A 20,159-nucleotide genomic window follows, 5' to 3' on the forward strand; every position below is an offset into this window, starting at 1 on the left:
AACGCTGCTATTTTTTTTCGCTTATTTTTGTTATGATTTTATAAGTACCCTTTGAATATACTGGATGAAATGGAACAAATTATTAGGATTGGGCTTAATCAGTATGTATGACTATTTTTAACAATCAATGAGGCAATAACAAGTAAAGATGGGATAGAGTCTTACTTGAGAAAGGCGTGCGACATGAAAAAACACATACCAAATTTATTCACCTTTGGAAACTTATTTTGCGGGTTTCTAGCCATTAGTTATATCATTAATGGTGATATGCGAAACGCCCCGATTCTGATTTTTATCGCAATTATGTTAGATGCTGTGGACGGTAGAATTGCGAGAATTCTTGGAGTTTCCAATGAAATGGGGAAAGAACTCGATTCACTTGCCGATATTGTTTCTTTCGGCGTCGTCCCTGCTCTTTTGGTTGCCTACACGTATTTTAGTGATTTTGGCATGGTGGGCATTGTGTTTGCAGGTTTATTTCCGTTGTTTGGAGCCTACAGACTTGCAAGGTTTAATATCACGGATCAATCGGAGTCATTAAAATTCTTTATGGGAATTCCAATTACATTAGCTGGAGGAATTGTCACCTTTTTAGTGTTGTTTAGTAAAACCATACCTGTGTTGATATTTGCTATTATCTTTTATTTATTAGCCATTCTAATGGTGAGCAGGATGAGAATTCCTAGTTTTAAAAAAATCGGCTTGCCTAAATACAGCGTCCTCATTACATTGTTTCTATTTTATATGGTCTATTTATTTGCAAAAACACGATTTGAACAGGTACCGGTCTATTTCTATGTAGCACTTGCAACATACATTCTGTTCGTTGTTGTTCGCTTCTTTAAAGAAAAAGAACCAAGGTTTCCGATTAGGAGAAGAAAGCTGCCGAAAAGGTTTAAATGGAAATTACGGAAAAAGTAAAAGCATATAATGATTAGAGAAGAAGGAGACGTAAAAGTTTCCTTCTTTTTTCTATAAGAAAGGTCAATTCGCAACACCTTGAAAATAAAATAACGTGAAGTTTATCTTTGAATGACATAAAAAATGGTAAGAAGGGGGAGTAAAGATGACGAGTAAAGCTTTGCAGGAATTTCTTATAGAAAATCTAAACGAGTTAAAAGGAAAAGGTCTATATAACACAATTGAACCTTTAGAAGGTGCGAATGGACCTGTTATTACGATTAATGGGAAGGTGCTTATCAACTTATCCTCCAATAATTATTTAGGGTTAGCTACGGATTCACGCTTAAAAGAAGCAGCCATCAAAGCGATAGGAACTTATGGTGTGGGTGCCGGTGCTGTAAGAACGATCAATGGCACGTTTGACCTTCATCTTGAACTTGAGGAAAAGCTTGCGGATTTTAAACAAACTGAGGCTGCAATCGCTTATCAATCTGGTTTTAATTGCAATATGGCCGCCATATCTGCGGTGATGGATCAGCAAGATGCGATTCTCTCGGATGAATTAAACCACGCTTCCATCATTGACGGGTGCCGACTTTCAAAGGCGAAGGTCATCACTTTTGCTCATTCAAACATGCAGGATTTACGAGCCAAAGCCCAACAAGCAATTTCTTCGGGAAAATATAAAAAAATTATGGTCATTACAGATGGTGTTTTTTCCATGGACGGAGATCTTGCGAGATTACCAGAGATTGTAAACATCGCAGAGGAATTAGGGTTAATTACTTATGTTGACGATGCGCATGGTTCAGGTGTTCTTGGGGATGGTGCAGGGACAGTAAAACATTTTGGGTTATCTGATAGAATTGATTTTCAAATTGGTACCTTATCGAAAGCTATCGGGGTGGTTGGTGGCTATGTAGCGGGAAAACGAGAGTTAATTGAGTGGTTAAAAGTTCGGAGTCGACCATTCTTATTTTCAACTTCCCTTACCCCAGCCGATGTTGCAGCATCAATTCGGGCAATAGAACTGTTAGGTAAGAGCACTGAATTGAATAAACAGTTATGGGAAAATGCGGATTATTTAAAAGCAGGGTTATCAAAACTAGGGTTTAATATCGGAGCCAGCGAAACCCCGATTACGCCCTGCATCATTGGGAACGAAACCCTGACCCAAGCATTTAGTAGACGGTTATATGAGGAAGGAGTCTACGCAAAATCAATTGTTTTTCCTACCGTTCCGAAGGGGACTGGACGAGTGCGGAATATGCCCACTGCTGCTCATACAAAGAAAATGGTGGATGAGGCACTTGCCGTTTACGAAAAAGTCGGGAAAGAGTTCGGAATCATCTGATAAAAATAATCCCATTCTAGGTGAATTGAATAGGATATCTTAGCTTCGTGTGTTGAATTGGAGGTAAGCTATTCAATGAAACGAATTATGATTACCGGCGCTCTTGGTCAAATCGGTTCAGAACTGACTTTACATCTTAGAGACCTATATGGGACGGAAAATGTCTTGGCAACAGATATTAAATCTGATGAAAGTAAAACAACTACAGATGGCCCTTTTCAAATTTTAGATGTGTTAGACGGGAAAACAATGGTAGAAGTAGGAAGAAAATTCCGTGCAGATAGTATTATCCACCTGGCAGCCTTGTTGTCAGCTACAGCGGAAAACAACCCAGTGTTTGCTTGGAATTTAAATATGGGGGGCCTCCTGAATGCTCTTGAAACAGCAAAGGAGCTAGGTGCCCAGTTTTTTGCACCTAGCTCAATTGGTGCATTCGGACCGAGTACACCGAAGGAAGGAACTCCTCAAGATACTATTCAACGCCCAACAACGATGTATGGGGTGAATAAGGTAGCGGGGGAGTTATTAGCAGACTATTACTTTCATCGTTATGGTGTGGATACAAGAGGTTTACGGTTTCCAGGGTTAATTTCCTATCAAACACCGCCAGGCGGAGGAACGACAGATTACGCCGTTGAGATTTATTATGAAGCCATCAAGCACAGAACCTATACTTCATACATTGCGAAGGGAACCTATTTAGATATGATGTATATGCCTGATGCTCTTGAGGCAATGATTCTATTAATGGAAACAGATGGAGGAAAATTAAAGCATCGGAATGCCTTTAATGTCACGGCAATGAGTGTCGCTCCAGAAGATGTGGCAAGTGCAATCCAAAAAGAACTTCCAGATTTTACGATAAAATACGAGGTTGACCCCATGCGTCAGCAGATTGCTGAAAGTTGGCCCAATCAAATAGATGCAACTGCAGCAAAAGAAGAGTGGGGCTTTAATCCGAAGTTTAATTTAGACGAAATGACAAAGGATATGATTATGAAACTATCAAATAAACTCCTTTGAGCATCGAAATCGATGCCAAACATAATTCTTTAGTGTCACGAAAGAATCGACAGATAAGTTTAAATAATTATAAAAAACTATTAAGTTTACATGATAGGATTTGCTTATGTATCCTCTAAATAGGTAGCTAGAAGGACAGGAGGAAAATACATGCAAATCCTTGGAATCATCTTTGGTTCAGTCATTGTTGCAATGGCATTCAACTTATTTTTAATTCCACACGAGATCTTAAGCAGTGGGTTATCAGGTATCTCGATGATTTTCGGTATTTTAACGCCGATTAATACAGGGATTGTAAACTTCCTTTTAAATTTACCATTATTGATACTGGGATATTTGAAACTAGGAAGAAAATTTATTATCCATACCATCCTGTCTGTAACGGTGATTTCTATTGGGCTTTATACCGTTCCGGTTATTACGATGGCACATGACATTATTTTGTCTTCGATTTTTGGTGGAGTTGTAGCAGGGATTGGAATTGGGATTATCTTTCGTTGTCAAGGTTCATCAGGTGGATTAGATGTAATTGGAATGCTAATCGCGAGAAAAAAAGACTTTCCAATTGGAACGATGTTAACGATGATGAATGCAGCGATTATTTTGATAAGTGGTCTGCTTTTCAATTGGGATACGGCCTTGTACACAATGGTTTCTATTTTTGTAACAGGCAAAGTCGTAGATGCTGTTTACACTCATCATGAGAAATTAACCTTAATGATTGTTACCCAAAAAGGCGAAGAAATGCGGGAACATTTACTTGGAAATATTTATCGTGGGGTAACCGTTTTTGATGGCATGGGTGGATTCACGAATGAAAAGCGTAAGATCCTCATGACCGTTATATCCCGCTATGAATTAGGCGTTGTGAAAACGTTAATTTCAGAAATCGATTCTTCTGCATTTGTGAATATTACCGAAACCGTGGAAGTCATGGGATTGTTCCATAAACCGCGAGTCTAAATCGAAAATGTTACTAACTTAACGCTGGTTTTAACTAAGGAGAGCTATTTTTTGCTGAATTAAATCAAGCAAACTTAAAAAGAAAGCAGTGTGCCTAAGGCAAACTGCTTTCTTTTCGTTTTGTTTTACCATTTTATCTTACAACTGTGATTAGCTTATCGGTTTTTGGCATTACCTGACCAACGATTGCTGCTGAAGATAAACCTGCCTTATGTACTGCCTCTACATAGGGACCGGCTTCTTCTGCAGAAAGCGCAACAAGTAAGCCTCCCGAAGTAATCGCATCGCAAAGCACAAGTTGTTCTGACTCAGTGATATGTTCGTAAGTTACATCATTTTCGAGCCATTTGTGATTTGATTTCGATCCACCAGGTACAACACCTTTTGCAGCTAGTTCAAACGTTCCATCTAGTACTGGTACTTTTGATAAGGAGATTTCAATGGTAACATCGCTTCCCCGAGCCACTTCGCTCCCATGTCCAAGTAATCCAAAACCAGTTACATCTGTTACTGCGCTAGGATGAAATGGTTTTAAGGCTTCAGCTGCTGATTTGTTTAAGAGTGCCATCGTTTCAGTAACAGCTTGTTCCTGTTCAGGGGTGACGCTATTTCGTTTAATTCCTGTTGTTAGAATTCCGACACCTAGCGGTTTTGTTAAAACTAAAACATCACCAGGTTTGGCCCCGACATTTTTCCAAATGGCATCTGGATGAGCAATTCCAGTAACAGATAACCCGAACTTTGGCTCTTGGTCATCAACAGAGTGACCACCAATCGTAATCGCGCCCGCTTCCTTGACTTTGTCAGCAGCACCACGCATAATTTCAGCCAAAATATCAGGTCCTAATTTTTTAACTGGATATCCCACGATATTTAGAACGGTTTTCGGTTCGCCGCCCATCGCATAAACATCACTTAATGAGTTTGCTGCCGCAATTTGGCCAAACATATATGGGTCATCCACCACAGGAGTGAAATAATCTACCGTTTGGATCAAGGCAATGGAATCTGTTAACTTGTACACTCCCGCGTCATCCGCGGTTTCATTGCCAACTAATAATTCAGGAACTGGTTCTTGCTTGGGTAATAGACGCAACACTTGCGTCAAGTCCTCAGGACTGATTTTGCAGCCTCAGCCTGCTTTAGAGGACAAGGTTGTTAGACGTATTTTTTCTTGTTCACTCAAAACTGAACACCTCCAGTCTCTAGTATACCGAAGCTTATTTTAAAAATCACTTTTCTGATTCTATTGTTTGCGAAACTTGGCGGTTTTTACTACAATAATAATACAAACTAGCTTTGCTTCTATGGGGGTATAAAAGAAATGGAAAAGTTCCAAATAACCGTTGAATTTTGCATGATGTGAAACTACGCACCTAAAGCTGCGAGTTTCGCAGAAGATTTATTTACTCATTTTCGCGGGAAGATTGAAAAGATGGAGTTGATTCCTGCTTCAGGTGGCATCTTTGAAGTCACGGTAAACGGCGAGAAAGTTTATTCTAAAGATGAAACGGGAATGTTTCCTTCATCTGAAGAAATTATTTCGAAGTTAGAAGACTAAAAATAGGCGTCTGGACTCCTCCAGGCGCCTTTTCATTTTAATTTTTTGTATTAAGGGGAGGTGGAATCAACCAGCCTTTTTCTTTATTCATTTTTAATAGTTTATCTTGTTGCTCGACGCGGTTTGTGTAATATTCATTGAACATTTTCCCCACATCCTCGCGAATCGCAATGCTACTCACATAACTACAAATCATTTTTCCTGCTATAAGCTCTTTCCCAATTAATGCGGCAACCTCGGGGTCATTAAACCTTGCACCCGCAGGAATGTCCTCTAAATTCACCTTTGGTCGGTCTGGTGGAGCCGGTGGTAATCTTAGACCATTTTCCTTTAGGAGTTCCTCAACCTGTTCTTCCTCTTCTTGAATACAGTCTTGTGTAAACTCGTCAATGAATGTTTTTAAATCTTCGTCTCCTGTATGACTTTTTAACACCTGCAAGGTGACAAGGAGTGTTTTGGTTTCCAACAAATGTGTCCATAAATGGTACACTTCTCCAGCATGCAATGGCTCTTCCTTTGGTTCACCACTGAGAATCCCCATAATCCAATCCCTCCTGTAGTTCTCTTTACGCTAGTTTTTCAAGAAAGGAAGGGTTTCATACTTGGAAATGATCTTATGAGTGAGTTTCAAGTTAATTGCTTCTAACTCCATATAGAATACAGCCAACTCCTAATAGGACCCAGAACATCTTTGCGAATGAAATTTTATCCGCTAATCCAAGCAAGCCAATCGTTGTGGTTAAAATAAGAATAACAGGACCAACTAGTGCCAAGGAGCTATTCACAACAAGTGCTTTGCCGACATCATTCAGCTTTAACATAAGAATCGCCGCGATGATTTCAACACTTCCCGAAAAAATCCTTAGTGCTGCCATTCCTAATACTGCTTTTTCGATTAAATTAAGCATTTTATCCTCCTGCAGACAAGTCTTTTGTGAACAATATATGCACCAAAAGCAAGAAGAAGGACAAGGAATGTATTTTAACCAATGGATTTCTTGGAAAAAATGCTATAATGAACGGGCAATTGTAAATCTGGAGGGAATTAAGGTGAAGCACTTATTAAGGCAAATGCCGCCAGTCCACGAGCTTCAAAACGATGCTCGTTTTCATACTATCGCCGAACAACTAGGAATCGATTTAAGTATCCTCACGAATCACTTAAAACAAGTGATAGATGAAATTCGTCAAGAAATCATTCAGACTACATGGAATGGACCAGAGCCTGGGGGAGCATCTTTTATCAATCACATCTACGACCAGCTTTCAAATAAGGTGGGGAATCAACAAGGGTATACGCTCAAACCAGTTATTAATGCAACAGGGACCATTTTACATACAAATTTAGGACGTGCACGTCTAAGTGACCGAGCAACTGCTCATGTGCTTGAAACCGCACAAAATTATTCAAATCTCGAATACAAGCTTGAAGTAGGGGAGCGTGGCTCAAGACATAGTCATGCGGAAGCGCTCCTAAAGGAAATCACTGGGGCAGAGGCCGCGATGGTTGTGAATAATAATGCAGCAGCTGTCTTCTTAATCCTTCGGGCTTTGGCACAAGACAAAGAGGTTATCGTTTCTAGAGGACAATTAGTCGAGATTGGGGGTTCTTTTAGGATCTCTTCCATTATGGAAGAAAGTGGCGCGAAATTAGTAGAAGTAGGGACAACAAACAAAACGCATGTGTATGATTATGAACGCGCCATTGGGGAAGACACTCGGATGATTCTAAAGGTACATACAAGTAATTTTAAAATCATGGGTTTTACAAAGTCTGTTGAAACAGAAGAGCTCGCGAAGATTGCAACACAACACGAGAATGTCATTTTTTATGAAGACTTAGGAAGTGGGGTCTTGTATGATTTCCGAAAACATGCGATCGGCGATGAACCCGTTGTAAGTGAAGTGTTAAAAATGGGTGCTGATATTGTTTCCTTCAGTGGTGATAAACTGCTTGGTGGCCCGCAAGCAGGTTTAATTGCAGGAAAAAAGGAATTAATTGAGAAATTGAAAAAGCATCAATTGGCCCGAGTGCTCCGTGTTGATAAAATGACTCTAGCTGCCCTTGAAGGCACGTTAACCGATTATCTTAAAGGGCAAAAGGGGATTGAACAGATTCCTACCATTCAGAATTTACTCTTGTCTCCTGATGTGATCAACAGCAGATCTCAACAGTTTATTGAAAAGCTAAAAAGCTCAACTGACAATTATTCGATAAAGCTAATAGCAGGAACCAGTCAGGTTGGAGGCGGGACAATGCCTGACGTAGAATTACCTACATACTTAGTGTCTCTATCACATAAAACTTTATCAGCACAACAGCTAGCACGAAAGCTTAGAACCGAAGTAAATCATGCAATCGTTGTGCGAATTCAAAAAGATGAAATTCAATTCGATCTTCGCACAGTTAGTAAAGGAGAGGAAGATTTCGTTATTCATGCATTAACCTCTTTTGATAAATAAGCTAGGATTCAAACTTCCCATAAAAAACAGGTCCCTACCAATCAAATGGAGGGACCTGTTTTTCCCAACAAGGGAAAGTCTTACATATCGTGATTGTGTCCGTGATTCTGACGAGAATGGTTACGGTTTTTCACCTTTTTTGAACCACTTAAAGGTTCTGGTTGTCCCCCGTTATGTCCCTTTGGTGCATTTTTGCGCATATCTTTGCCATCATTTTTGTTCATGATTCATCCCTCCTAGCTATAGGTTGTAAACCAGAAACTGAATTTATACTGAATATTTTCATTCGCTCCTGCACAATTTACGAATACTCGAGGAGAAGTCAAGCTTCGATATGGAAAATTCACTATAAATTAGGAGGTAAGAGAATGCCTTATCATAAAAATAAACAGCAAGCTTATCAAGCAGCTCAGCAGGGTTTTGAAGAAGTTCAAGATTTTTACAACGATATTGTTCAGGATAGTGCCAGTTATGGTCATCAGCTTAAGCATTTAAAAAACGAGGTGAATGAAGCGTATCAGCAAATTGAGAATGCACTTGAAGTAGCGTCTGATACACAGCGGCCTCAATTAGAACGCTTTATGAGTGATTTAGAGCGGATCGTTGAAGAGGTCAATCTGCAATAAAACCTAAGGCGGCGGAAGGAGGTATCCTTCCGCTTTCTCTATTCAGTCGCCAATAACTTACTGGTTTTTCTTGCGTTTTTTATTGTTTTGCTTTTGCAACTCTGTTAATGGTTCATTTGACAATTCCTCATTGAATCCAGCACCTTTTCCTTGAGCACTTGCAGCATTCATCCCAGGGATGACATGATTCGCTTTGCGTTTTCCCATTATTTCACCTCATTTCTAGTAATTTACCTGGTTATTTTGCCCTCAATACACCAATTGATACTTTTTCAAAATAGTAAAGCGCCTAAAAGGATGGAATTTATATCCCTTTTTTTTATCACTAATTAGCCTTATAATCAGGTTTGCACTGTAGTAATCTACATTTCTATAAGTTTTTCTTATCAAAAACAATAACAATCTTGTTATTTACTTATACTTAGAGTTATATTAAGATTAGAATTGTGAGAAAAGTTAGGATGTCGAAGAATATTCTAACTTTTCGACAATTACATTTATTTAGTGTATGATTGTTACTGATCAAAGGGGGTAGTCAGATGACTAAACAATTAACTGACCTAGATGTTTTTAAAGCCCGCAGTACATTTGAATCCAGCGGGAAACGCTACCATTATTACCGTCTTGCTGCACTTGAAGAAGCAGGATTAGGAAATGTATCAAAGCTTCCTTACTCAATTAAGGTGCTTCTTGAATCTGTTCTTCGCCAGTATGATGGCCGCGTTATTACAAAAGAGCATGTTGAAAATCTAGTAAAATGGGGAACTAGCGAAGTAAAAGAGGTAGATGTACCTTTCAAACCTTCTCGTGTTATCCTACAAGACTTCACTGGTGTACCAGCAGTGGTTGACCTTGCTTCTTTAAGAAAAGCAATGGCAGACCTTGGTGGAGACCCAGATAAAATCAATCCTGAAAAGCCGGTTGATCTTGTTATTGACCACTCAGTACAGGTTGATAAATATGGAACACAAAGTGCATTACAAGCGAATATGGATCTTGAATTCGAACGTAATGCAGAGCGTTACCAATTCTTAAGCTGGGCACAAAAGGCATTCGACAATTATCGTGCCGTTCCACCAGCAACTGGTATTGTTCACCAAGTTAACCTTGAGTATCTTGCAAGCGTTGTCCATTCTGTACAAAATGAAGATGGCGAATTCGAAGCATTCCCAGATTCACTAGTTGGTACAGACTCCCATACAACAATGATCAACGGAATCGGTGTTCTTGGATGGGGCGTAGGTGGAATTGAAGCGGAAGCAGGTATGCTAGGACAGCCTTCTTACTTCCCAGTACCTGAGGTAGTAGGGGTTAAATTAGTAGGCGATATGCCGAACGGTTCTACAGCAACTGACCTTGCGTTAAAAGTAACACAAGTTCTTCGTAGCCATGGTGTAGTTGGGAAATTTGTTGAGTTCTTCGGTCCTGGTGTGGTAACACTTCCATTAGCAGACCGTGCTACAGTTGCCAACATGGCTCCTGAATATGGTGCGACTTGTGGATTCTTCCCTGTCGACGCAGAATCTCTTGATTATATGCGTTTAACTGGACGTACTGCTGAGCAAGTTGAATTGGTAGAAGCATACTGCAAAGAAAACGGTTTATTCTTCGATCCAGCTCTTGAACCAGTTTATACAGACGTTATTGAAATCGATCTTTCTGAGATTGAAGCAAATCTTTCTGGTCCTAAGCGTCCACAAGATTTAATTCCTCTTTCTCAAATGAAGAAGAGCTTCAATGATGCAATCACTGCTCCAGCTGGAAACCAAGGTTTCGGCTTCGAAGCTTCTGAAGTTGAAAAGTCCGCGGTTGTTGAATTTGAAAATGGCGACAAAGCGACGATGAAAACGGGTGCGATTGCGATTGCTTCTATCACTAGCTGTACAAACACTTCTAACCCGTATGTACTTGTTGGTGCAGGTTTAGTAGCGAAAAAAGCAGTTGAACTAGGAATGGAAGTTCCGAAATTTGTTAAAACATCTCTAGCACCTGGTTCTAAGGTTGTAACAGGATACCTTCGTGATTCTGGCTTACTTCCATACTTAGAATCTATCGGCTTCAACCTGGTAGGTTATGGATGTACAACATGTATCGGGAACTCAGGTCCACTTCTTCCAGAAATCGAAAAGACAGTTGCAGATTCTGATCTACTTGTTACTTCTGTTCTTTCTGGTAACCGTAACTTTGAAGGACGTATTCATCCACTAGTAAAAGCAAACTATCTTGCATCTCCACCACTAGTAGTTGCTTACGCATTAGCTGGAACAGTGAATATCGACCTTCAAAATGATGCAATCGGGAAAGACAAAGATGGCAATGATGTATTCTTCAAGGATATCTGGCCATCAACTGCAGAAGTAAATGAAGTTGTAAACAAAGTGGTTACACCTGAATTATTCCGCAGTGAATACGAAAATGTATTCAGCGATAACGAGCGTTGGAACGAAATCCAAACAAACAACGATGCTCTTTATACATTTGATGAGGATTCAACCTATATTGCGAACCCTCCATTCTTCGAAGGTTTAAGCCCAGAGCCAGGTACAGTTGAACCATTAACTGGACTTCGCGTAGTTGGTAAGTTTGGTGATTCTGTCACAACTGACCATATTTCACCTGCTGGTGCAATCGGTAAAGATACACCTGCTGGTCAATACCTACGTTCTAAAGGTGTTGAAGTACGTGACTTCAACTCTTACGGTTCTCGTCGTGGTAACCATGAAGTTATGATGCGTGGTACATTCGCAAACATCCGCATCAAGAACCAAATCGCACCTGGAACAGAAGGTGGTTATACTACTTACTGGCCAACAGGCGAAGTAACATCAATCTATGATGCGTGCATGAAGTATAAAGAAAACGGAACAGGCTTAATGGTTATTGCTGGTAAAGACTATGGAATGGGATCTTCTCGTGACTGGGCAGCAAAAGGAACAAACCTCCTTGGAATTAAGACTGTTATCGCAGAAAGCTTTGAGCGTATTCACCGTTCAAACCTAGTGTTAATGGGCGTTCTTCCACTTCAATTTAAAGATGGAGATAACGCTGAAACACTTGGCTTAACAGGTAAGGAAAGCTTTAATGTTGAAGTTGGCGAAAACGTACGTCCACGTGACCTTGTGAAGGTAACTGCGACAGACGAAAACGGCAACCAAAAAGCATTCGAAGCAGTTGTTCGTTTCGATTCTGAAGTTGAAATTGACTACTACCGTCATGGTGGAATCCTACAAATGGTTCTTCGTGACAAACTAAAAGCATAAATTTAGCCCGAACCTCCATATGCCTTGAGCATATGGAGGTTTTTTGTTTTGGTTCACTAAATTCTCGATATTTTCTCTCTATTTCTATTGCGATCGTTATCATTCCTTTCTATTGTTAAAGTAGGAATGCCGAAAGGAGAGAGTTCGATGAGTCTTTTTTCTATTGTGGCAAGAGATAATTTTATTTCCATTGTTTTAGATTGTGAGGAGAGCTATGCACCGAATGAACGTACGATGTTTCGTGAAATCATTCCTAACCAATCCTTTTTAATCTATACAGGTCCTGTTGATCTTGGGGTAGAAACGTGGGAGTTAGTAAAAACTTTATCTTTTCAAGGTGTAAGTCTTAAAGAGATTGCTCTCATCATTCATCAACAGTGGCAAATGAAAACGGATTTAACCATAAACACGGAAGCCGTCATCGGTGGTATTTCTGAAAATGGTAAAACACAATACCATATCATAACAGCTGAAGAAGAAGTTCAGTCTTTTTATCCAAAAAAAGATGAGAGCTTGTATTATGCCAATGATGTACCTTATCAATTGGATACAATGGATGAATTAACTCGAACATTAATGATGAAAGGCATGAGCTCGATTAAACAGGCTCAGAAAGCTCAATATAAGCTGTATGAGACGTTTGCAGGAGTAAGACCCGGTACAAGCTCTCGTGCTCATTTTATGGTATTGAAAAACAGCAGTGACTCCCATTGCAGTATATTAGGTTAGAAGCGGTGCGTTGCTATAAAACCAACAAAAAACGAGCGATGTCCTATAAATAGGAACATCACTCGTTTTTTGGATAGTTTTATAAAGATACAACATAGATTGGCTCGAGAGGCAGAGCAGAGGAGCGCTAATCAATCAAAGACTTAGATTAAAATGCATACTGCAACACGAAATTACTGATAAAAAGTAGGGCAATCATATAAAGCGCAGGATGAATTTCTTTCCCTTTTCCCATGAATAGTTTCATTATTGGGTATAAAATAAAGCCGATTGCCATTCCATCAGCGATGCTGTAGGTAAGGGGAATCAAGACAATAATTAACAAGGCCGGAAAGCTCTCGGTTAGATCATCCATTTTAATATGAACGACGTTTTGAAGCATTAATACACCAATTAAAATTAAGACCGGTGAAACCGCACTTGGTGGTACGATTTTGATCACTGGGATAAACAATAAAGAAATCAAGAACAATAGACCTGTTACAATGCTTGTTAATCCTGTACGACCACCGGCTGTAATACCAGCTGCACTTTCGACAGAAGCAACCGTGGGGCTTGTTCCAAATACACCCGAAGATAGAACCGAAACAGCCGTCGCTTGCAATGACTTTTTACTACTTTCTGTACGATCTAGCATTTTGGTATGATTATGAATCAAGCCAATGTTTTCAAAGACTAGGACCATGGCTAATGAGATTGACGTCAGCCAAAAAATGAAATTCCCTGCTTGAGCCCAAGATAGTTGAGCAAACACGTTGGAATATTCACCAAATGAAGGAGCCGAAAATGAAATTCCCTCAAATTGAGAGCCACCAAAGATAATCGCAAGTACTGATGTTATGATAATACTTAACAACAAATTCCCAGGTACATTTCTAATAAATAATAAGAATGTAATCAAAAGTCCAATAAACGTAATAATTGCTGAGCTGCTACTTAAATCGCCGATGGCGAGAAGTGTATGTTCACTACTTGTAATGATACCGGCATTATCAAATCCGATTAAAATTAATAGAATTCCAATCCCAACAGATATCGCTTCCTTTAAAGAATCTGGAATCGATGAAGTGATAACTCTTGCTAATGGTGTAAATGCAATAATGATAAAGATAATTCCCGCCGTGAACACCATCGCTAACGCCTCTTGCCATGTAAACCCACCTGATTGAACAATTGTGTAGGTGAACATCGCGTTTAAACCCATCCCGGGAATAAGCAGAATAGGTGTATTGCTCCATAACCCAATGATTAAACACCCAAAAAAGCTTGTTAAAATCGTGGCAATGATTCCTGCTTCCATTGGTATTCCTGCAACCGCTAATATTGTTGCATTTACAATAATGATATAGACAACGGTTATATAGGAAATAAACCCAGCAGAAAGTTCTTTTCCAATCGTAGTGCCATTTTGTTTTAAGTTAAAAAAACGTTCCAATTCAATCACCTTTCTAAATACAGCTATAAGTTAAAAGACCAGAATCAATCGTATCATAGACAATACATATACGAAAAATATATAATTTGTATTGAAACCATACTTTTTTTATATAGAAAGGAACTTTATGGACTTTAAACAATTACGATATTTTATTGCGATTGCGGAGGAAAAGAATATCACTGCCGCAGCGAATAGGCTTCTCATGTCTCAGCCTCCACTAAGCATGCAGTTAAAGCAATTAGAGGAAGAGTTAGGGGTAAAGTTAGTAGAACGAAATGGGAAGAAGATGGAGTTAACGGATAAAGGAATCTTGCTCTACCAACATGCGCTACATCTTGTAAATAGCATGGAAGAGGTGAAAAATGAATTACAGGAAACAGAAGAAGGGAAAAAAGGAACCCTATCGGTGGGAATTAATACATTATCTGTTCCTGGGTTTTCACAGTTGTTGCAAACATTCCACAAACTGTATCCACTTGTCACGTTAAAAATTGTACAAAATGATTCATTCTATTTATCTGAAATGGTGAAATCACGGGCAATTGAGCTAGCTTTTGTGCGTCTCCCGCTTGAACATCGAGGGTTGGCTTATCATCATTTAATTAAGGAACCATTTGTATATGTGAGCCGCGAACCAAGAAAAACCATTACTCTAAAAGAGATTTCTCAAAATCCATTAATTATCCCAAGCACTGAAGGGTTAGGGAGTTACAACACAATCCATGAAGCCTTTTCAAAAGAACAGTTTCAACTAAAAAGCATTGCGGAATGTTCAGATATGAACATACTGATGGAAATGGTTACAGCTGGGATGGGGGCAACAATTATTCCCTCTTCCGTAATGGATGTATATAAGCATGACCAAATCTACTCATGCACGATTAGCGACGCCGAATTATTTTCTTCATTAGGAATCATCTGGTTAGAGCAACATTTTGTCTCATCACCTGCTCGGAACTTTTTGACGATTGTAAAAGAGAATAGAGGGCATCATTCAGGAAGATGACCAAGGTAAATGGGACAGCCTTAGCTTTTAATTAAGGGTTAGAAAATATATATAAGGAGTGTTAGGGTGTTGAATGCCGTTCAGCTAGGGCCATTTATTATTAAATACACTTGGATCTATGGATTTATTGCATTAATAATCACATATTATTTGCTAAAAAAGTTATTGGGAGGAAATGAAGACTTTCTCCAGGAATTTCTCGATGCTTTAGTGAATAGTTTGTTCATTGGAGTATTGTCATTTAAAGGGAGCATTCTCTTATATCGACCAGAATTGTTAAAAACGAACCCGTTAGGCGCTTTCTATTTATCAGGTGGGGGTAAAGAATGGCTGACAGCGACTGTTTTAGCCTGCCTTTATTTGGTTTGGAAAACCAAAAAGAGTCAATGGCCAAGTAAATTAATCGGAACGGGGATTATTTATGGACTTGTCACATTTATAACAACCTTTTGGCTCGTGCGAACCTTATTTTTGCTCATCATTTAGGATAAACTACCTCTACAGTGGTTTTAGATTGAGGTGTGGTTACATGATAAGAGGAGGCCTAACAATTCTCATCTTCTTCTTGCTGATTCTATCGGATACAATGGTTCATGCGACGAGGAATGGTGAACAAGAAACACATGGCGAAGCAATCATCGCAGGTGCAGAAGTTAGCCAGCTGGCACCCAAATTTACCTTATCTACAATAGATGGAAAAGAGGTCAAGCTCTCCAATCTTAAGGGAAGAAAAGTTATGATCAATTTTTGGGCTACATGGTGTCCTCCATGTAAAGCAGAAATGCCGGCCATGCAACAACTTTATAATCAAGCGAATGGCTATATGGAAATCCTAGGAATCAATATTGATCCTCAAAATGATGTAACAGGATTTGTACGAAAAAACCAATTAACTTTTCCAATCTTGTTAGATAAGACAGGGAGGGTAAACGAAGACTATTCAATTCTTTCTATCCCTACAACCCTGCTAATCAATGAAGAAGGCATGATTGAGAAAAAACATATTGGTGCGATGACATTAGAACAAATGGAAGAGTTTGTGATGGAGTAGGACATTTGGGAACAAGCCCAGTTGTCTTCTTTTTTTTGCCTTTTTTAGAGGAACAGATTCATCCTATTTTGTTAAGAAAAGCACAAACTAAAAGGTTTCTGCATAAAATTATTGGGTATTTTTAAAAAGGGATTAAATTTTCAAAAAGTTGTAATAATTGAAACCGTTTTTGGGCATACTTACTGTTACAATGATAACAAAGGAAGGTGAGCATGATGAGAAAGCCAAGAAAACGTTCTTTTGAAGAATTAGTTTTAGAAAATAAACGCCAAATCCTTAATGACCGCGATGCAATGGAAAAGCTTGAGGCAAAATTAGAGCAAAAGCGTCTTAGCAAAGCGGAATAATAGCATTCTTTTTCCATAAATGAAACCCCCCTCTTCAGGAGAAACTGAAGATAGAGGAGGGGATATGAATGGGTAATCCAAATCGTAAAAGCAAATACTTTGTTCCAAGCCATATTGGCACACAGCCAAGACAAGCTGGTGGAAATAAAGGGAAAAAAATGCAGGATACATCTGGTGAACACGCTCAAGTCATTCAGACAAAAGGCGAATAATGGTGCAAAGCCCGTCTATTATAGACGGGTTTTATTTTTTTGTCCTATTGGATTGACACTCTTTTCCTTTATATTTTCTGGTCATGGAACACATACTAAACTCGGTCGCATAAAGGGGGTAGAAACGAATGGCACACAATAAACCAAATCCAGATGATCGAAGCGATAATGTTGAAAAGCTACAATCGATGATTCATCATACGATCGAGAATATGGAAGAAGCTGAAGCAGCGATGGAATTCTCATCTGCGGAGGACAGAGCGCAGATTGAGGCAAAGAATGAACGTCGCCGTGATGCAATCGATGGGTTCCGTTCAGAAATTAAAGATGAGGCGCATTCCCGTAAAGATTCTTAAGATAGCGACCTAAAGACTTGCCAATGGGCAGGTCTTTTCCTTTTTTGAGCAAAAATATGGTAAGATACGTGTTAATCCTATATTAAAAGAAGTGGTGTAAATGGAACAACAACGAAGAAAGTCAGAAGACAAAGTTCATTCAGAGAAATGGGAGTTGGAATTTAAAAAAGACGGCTTCATTCATGATGAAGGGGCGCTTTTAACGTACATAAAAGACCTTTCTGATGAGGAAGATCAGACTGAGAAGGCTGATTTACTCGCGATTGCGGCACTTTCACGGTCAAAACAAACAGGGAATGACGCAGTTGTCCTCACATGGATGGAAAAGGTATTACATATCGATCCAACAAACCAACGGGCGAAGCAATATCTCGCTTCACATAAATGGAAAGGAATGGAGGGAGCGTTTGCCGAACTCACCTTTCCACCATTAAGGGAAACAGATAACCGCGCGGCGAAAAGGAAAACGGCCGAACAATTTATTCAAATTTGCCAAAAGTTCTTGGATAACACGGAAAAACAATTAGAACAACTTCAAGGTCTTCATGCGAAAGAAATCCGTGGTTTTGAGGAGCAATATCAGGTGTTAACCAGTCTTTTAGAAGAAGCTGTAAAAGAAGCTGCTTCCTTGTTAAAAGCAGCTGAGGAATATGAACAGTCAATCTCAGGTGTCTTTCATACATCCGTGCATTATGAAGAAATGAAGCTAAGGTTAAAACATCTTGGCGAACTGAAAGAGTTATGGGAAAAAGAATTTATTCAAGAAGTGAAAAAAAATGAGGAAGAAAACCCATTAACTGAATTGAAAAACCTGATCGGACTAGAATCAGTTAAAGAGCGGGTCAATCGTTATTATCAGTTTCTTAAGTATCAAAAGAAACGCAAAGACCTCGGGTTTCAGACAAAGGATGCTTTAAGTTTAAACATGATTTTAACCGGAAATCCAGGAACTGGTAAAACGACCATTGCCCGCTTATTAGCAAAAATTTATTATCAGCTTGGTGCGCTACCAAGATCAGAGGTCATTGAAGCAGACCGCTCACAGCTTGTTGGTGCGTATGTAGGACTAACAGAAGAGAATGTTCGTAAGTTTGTGGAAACGGCCCTTGGTGGTGTCTTATTTATCGATGAGGCCTATAGTTTAAAGCGAGAGGGTCAAACGGGAAATGATTATGGACAAACCGCCATTGATACACTCGTTTCGCTTATGACCGGCCAGGAATATGGAGATCAATTTGCTGTCATTCTAGCAGGGTATCCTGAGGAAATGCGACAATTCCTTGATGCAAACCCTGGTCTAAGAAGCCGTTTCCCCAATTCAAATATCATTCACTTACCAGACTACAACGATAACGAACTACTACAAATTGGCGAACAAGCGGCGACTGATAATGATTACGTATTATCAGAAGGTGCTAAAACGGAACTTTTAAATCGAATTGAGCGAGAACGAGTGGATGATACCTTTGGGAATGCTCGGACTGTCCGAAACATCGTTCAAGATGCGATTTTCAAGAAAGGCTCAAACGCAGTGAACGAGGATCTCTTCAGCTATTCGTTGTTAGAAAAAGAGGATTTTGTTCGTGACGAGGTTCAACCGAATCAAGATGCAAAGGAACAACTTCAATCTCTTATCGGCTTAGAAAATGTGAAGCAAGAAGTTCGTTCTCTCATCTCGTTTGTGAAAATGCAACAACTTCGACAAGAAAAAGGCTTACAGGCTGTACCTATCCAACTTCACTCTGTGTTTACCGGAAATCCGGGGACTGGGAAAACAACGGTGGCCAAAATCTATGCTGAACTGCTTAAAGAATGCGGGATATTAAAACGCGGTCATCTGATGGTTGGCAGTCGTGCAGACTTTGTTGCAGGCTATGTTGGACAAACGGCAATTAAAACAAAAAAGAAAATACGCGAAGCACTTGGTGGGGTGCTCTTCATCGATGAAGCCTACTCGCTTCTCAGCCAAGGAAACGGAGATTTTGGCAAAGAAGTTATCGACACCTTAGTTGATGAAATGACTCGTCATAATGAAAATTTAGTTGTCATTCTCGCTGGCTATCCGGATGAAATGAATGAATTACTTGAAAGCAATCCTGGACTACGTTCTCGCTTTAAAAAGTTTTTCCACTTTCCCGATTATACAGCTTCGGAACTATTGGAAATTATGGAAGGTTATGCAGCCTCCTATCAATATCAATTAACAGAAGCGGCAAGGAATTTTATTTTGCATCACTTAGAAACCGAACCTATCGGCGGAAATGGTCGTTTAGCCTCAAACCTGATCAACGAAGCAATCCAAGCACAGGCTTTTAGGTTGATGGAGTCAGATTCAATGCAAGAGTTAACAGAAGAAGCAATGAGTTTAGACAAGGAAGATTTAGTACATGCATTAGAAAAAGTAAAAAAAGGAGAACTGTAAATGCATATTTCAACGAAGGAAATTGAGGTTCGATACGCAGAAACCGATCAAATGGGCGTTGTTTATCACTCAAACTATCTCATCTGGATGGAATTAGGGAGAACGAAGCTTATTGAGGATTTAGGCTTTAATTATGCAGAGATGGAAAAGGAGGGAGTCATTTCTCCTGTTATTGATATCCAAGCTTCCTATAAAACACCTGTTCGCTATGGGGAGAAAGCGGTAATTAAAACGTGGGTATCTGAGTATGACGGTTTGCGGGTTACGTATAGTTATGAAGTATATACGAGTTCTGGACAACTTTCTTTGACTGGAAATTCTCGTCATGTTTGCGTCAAAAAAGACTCCTTCCGCCCGATTTCAATCAAACGCTCATACACTGATTGGCATGAGGCGTACTTGAAGGCAAAAGGACAGCCTGAAGCGACAAAAGGATCTTAACACT

General features: G+C 39.5%; 22 protein-coding genes and 1 pseudogene. 17 read left to right on the forward strand and 6 right to left on the reverse strand.

Translation table 11 applies throughout. The features are described from left to right. Nucleotides 1-183 precede the first annotated feature (183 nt). From pssA to H0185_RS04530, 4 genes are all read left to right on the forward strand, one after another. Nucleotides 184-921, forward strand: coding sequence for a CDP-diacylglycerol--serine O-phosphatidyltransferase (gene pssA, locus H0185_RS04515; RefSeq protein ID WP_221871597.1), 738 nt, complete (start codon nucleotides 184-186; stop codon nucleotides 919-921). A gap of 145 nt (nucleotides 922-1,066) precedes the next feature. Beyond that, on the forward strand, nucleotides 1,067-2,257 hold the full coding sequence (locus tag H0185_RS04520; protein ID WP_221871599.1) for a glycine C-acetyltransferase: 1,191 nt from the start codon (nucleotides 1,067-1,069) through the stop codon (nucleotides 2,255-2,257). Nucleotides 2,258-2,332: 75 nt separating this feature from the next. Continuing rightward, nucleotides 2,333-3,280, forward strand: coding sequence for an NAD-dependent epimerase/dehydratase family protein (locus H0185_RS04525; RefSeq protein WP_221871601.1), 948 nt, complete (start codon nucleotides 2,333-2,335; stop codon nucleotides 3,278-3,280). A 150-nt stretch (nucleotides 3,281-3,430) separates the two neighbouring features. Then, nucleotides 3,431-4,243 (forward strand): YitT family protein, encoded by an 813-nt coding sequence (locus H0185_RS04530; RefSeq protein WP_221871603.1) that lies wholly within the window; start codon nucleotides 3,431-3,433, stop codon nucleotides 4,241-4,243. A 133-nt stretch (nucleotides 4,244-4,376) separates the two neighbouring features. Here the strand turns inward: H0185_RS04530 and selD are convergent, their stop codons facing one another. Further along, entirely contained in the window at nucleotides 4,377-5,429 is a 1,053-nt protein-coding gene (gene selD, locus H0185_RS04535; RefSeq protein WP_221871605.1) for a selenide, water dikinase SelD, read from the reverse strand. 192 nt (nucleotides 5,430-5,621) lie between these two features. Here selD and H0185_RS04540 point away from each other — a divergent pair. Continuing rightward, nucleotides 5,622-5,804 (forward strand): annotated as a pseudogene (locus tag H0185_RS04540) (Rdx family protein); the annotation flags it as partial. 37 nt (nucleotides 5,805-5,841) lie between these two features. On the opposite strand, the gene H0185_RS04545 reads toward H0185_RS04540, so the two are convergent. After that, complete coding sequence (locus H0185_RS04545) at nucleotides 5,842-6,345, reverse strand: DUF3231 family protein (RefSeq protein WP_221871607.1); 504 nt, start codon at nucleotides 6,343-6,345, stop codon at nucleotides 5,842-5,844. A gap of 91 nt (nucleotides 6,346-6,436) precedes the next feature. Beyond that, nucleotides 6,437-6,712, reverse strand: coding sequence for a YqhV family protein (locus H0185_RS04550; protein ID WP_221871609.1), 276 nt, complete (start codon nucleotides 6,710-6,712; stop codon nucleotides 6,437-6,439). Nucleotides 6,713-6,854: 142 nt separating this feature from the next. Between H0185_RS04550 and selA the strand changes: the two genes are divergently transcribed. Beyond that, on the forward strand, nucleotides 6,855-8,267 hold the full coding sequence (gene selA, locus H0185_RS04555) for an L-seryl-tRNA(Sec) selenium transferase (RefSeq protein ID WP_221871900.1): 1,413 nt from the start codon (nucleotides 6,855-6,857) through the stop codon (nucleotides 8,265-8,267). Between the two features lie 80 nt (nucleotides 8,268-8,347). Here the strand turns inward: selA and H0185_RS04560 are convergent, their stop codons facing one another. Further along, complete coding sequence (locus H0185_RS04560; protein WP_221871902.1) at nucleotides 8,348-8,494, reverse strand: small acid-soluble spore protein P; 147 nt, start codon at nucleotides 8,492-8,494, stop codon at nucleotides 8,348-8,350. Nucleotides 8,495-8,635: 141 nt separating this feature from the next. On the opposite strand from H0185_RS04560, the gene H0185_RS04565 reads away from it, so the two are divergent. Next, entirely contained in the window at nucleotides 8,636-8,893 is a 258-nt protein-coding gene (locus H0185_RS04565) for a hypothetical protein (RefSeq protein ID WP_221871611.1), read from the forward strand. Nucleotides 8,894-8,950: 57 nt separating this feature from the next. Here H0185_RS04565 and sspO read toward each other — a convergent pair whose 3' ends face one another. Further along, complete coding sequence (sspO, locus tag H0185_RS04570; RefSeq protein ID WP_221871613.1) at nucleotides 8,951-9,100, reverse strand: small acid-soluble spore protein SspO; 150 nt, start codon at nucleotides 9,098-9,100, stop codon at nucleotides 8,951-8,953. A gap of 332 nt (nucleotides 9,101-9,432) precedes the next feature. On the opposite strand from sspO, the gene acnA reads away from it, so the two are divergent. Continuing rightward, nucleotides 9,433-12,153: an aconitate hydratase AcnA gene (acnA, locus tag H0185_RS04575; protein WP_221871615.1), complete on the forward strand. Its 2,721-nt coding sequence runs from the start codon at nucleotides 9,433-9,435 to the stop codon at nucleotides 12,151-12,153. Between the two features lie 147 nt (nucleotides 12,154-12,300). Beyond that, the gene (locus H0185_RS04580; RefSeq protein ID WP_221871617.1) at nucleotides 12,301-12,882 is read left to right on the forward strand and encodes a hypothetical protein; all 582 of its coding nucleotides are present in this window, start codon (nucleotides 12,301-12,303) and stop codon (nucleotides 12,880-12,882) included. 148 nt (nucleotides 12,883-13,030) lie between these two features. On the opposite strand, the gene H0185_RS04585 is transcribed toward H0185_RS04580, so the two are convergent. Continuing rightward, complete coding sequence (locus tag H0185_RS04585) at nucleotides 13,031-14,317, reverse strand: NCS2 family permease (RefSeq protein ID WP_221871619.1); 1,287 nt, start codon at nucleotides 14,315-14,317, stop codon at nucleotides 13,031-13,033. 127 nt (nucleotides 14,318-14,444) lie between these two features. On the opposite strand from H0185_RS04585, the gene H0185_RS04590 reads away from it, so the two are divergent. The 8 genes from H0185_RS04590 to H0185_RS04625 all read left to right on the forward strand — a co-directional run bounded on the left by H0185_RS04590 (nucleotide 14,445) and on the right by H0185_RS04625 (nucleotide 20,155). Further along, nucleotides 14,445-15,326, forward strand: coding sequence for a LysR family transcriptional regulator (locus H0185_RS04590; protein ID WP_221871621.1), 882 nt, complete (start codon nucleotides 14,445-14,447; stop codon nucleotides 15,324-15,326). Between the two features lie 66 nt (nucleotides 15,327-15,392). Further along, the gene (locus H0185_RS04595) at nucleotides 15,393-15,812 is read left to right on the forward strand and encodes a hypothetical protein (protein ID WP_221871623.1); all 420 of its coding nucleotides are present in this window, start codon (nucleotides 15,393-15,395) and stop codon (nucleotides 15,810-15,812) included. Between the two features lie 43 nt (nucleotides 15,813-15,855). Then, nucleotides 15,856-16,377: a peroxiredoxin family protein gene (locus H0185_RS04600; RefSeq protein WP_221871625.1), complete on the forward strand. Its 522-nt coding sequence runs from the start codon at nucleotides 15,856-15,858 to the stop codon at nucleotides 16,375-16,377. Nucleotides 16,378-16,592: 215 nt separating this feature from the next. Continuing rightward, a complete protein-coding gene (locus tag H0185_RS04605; RefSeq protein WP_221871904.1) occupies nucleotides 16,593-16,724 on the forward strand; it encodes an FbpB family small basic protein in 132 nt (43 codons plus the stop codon). 68 nt (nucleotides 16,725-16,792) lie between these two features. Continuing rightward, nucleotides 16,793-16,936 carry an acid-soluble spore protein N gene (locus tag H0185_RS04610; RefSeq protein ID WP_221871627.1) on the forward strand — a complete coding sequence of 48 codons (144 nt, stop codon included), beginning with the start codon at nucleotides 16,793-16,795 and terminating at the stop codon, nucleotides 16,934-16,936. Nucleotides 16,937-17,064: 128 nt separating this feature from the next. Beyond that, nucleotides 17,065-17,292 (forward strand): small acid-soluble spore protein Tlp, encoded by a 228-nt coding sequence (tlp, locus tag H0185_RS04615; protein WP_221871629.1) that lies wholly within the window; start codon nucleotides 17,065-17,067, stop codon nucleotides 17,290-17,292. Nucleotides 17,293-17,392: 100 nt separating this feature from the next. Next, nucleotides 17,393-19,714 (forward strand): AAA family ATPase, encoded by a 2,322-nt coding sequence (locus tag H0185_RS04620; RefSeq protein WP_221871631.1) that lies wholly within the window; start codon nucleotides 17,393-17,395, stop codon nucleotides 19,712-19,714. Then, nucleotides 19,715-20,155 (forward strand): acyl-CoA thioesterase, encoded by a 441-nt coding sequence (locus H0185_RS04625; protein WP_221871633.1) that lies wholly within the window; start codon nucleotides 19,715-19,717, stop codon nucleotides 20,153-20,155. The last annotated feature ends 4 nt before the right edge of the window (nucleotides 20,156-20,159 follow it).

This window comes from Mesobacillus maritimus, from assembly GCF_019749255.1.
In the GTDB taxonomy this organism is placed as follows: Bacteria; Bacillota; Bacilli; order Bacillales; family Cytobacillaceae; genus Mesobacillus_B; species Mesobacillus_B maritimus_A.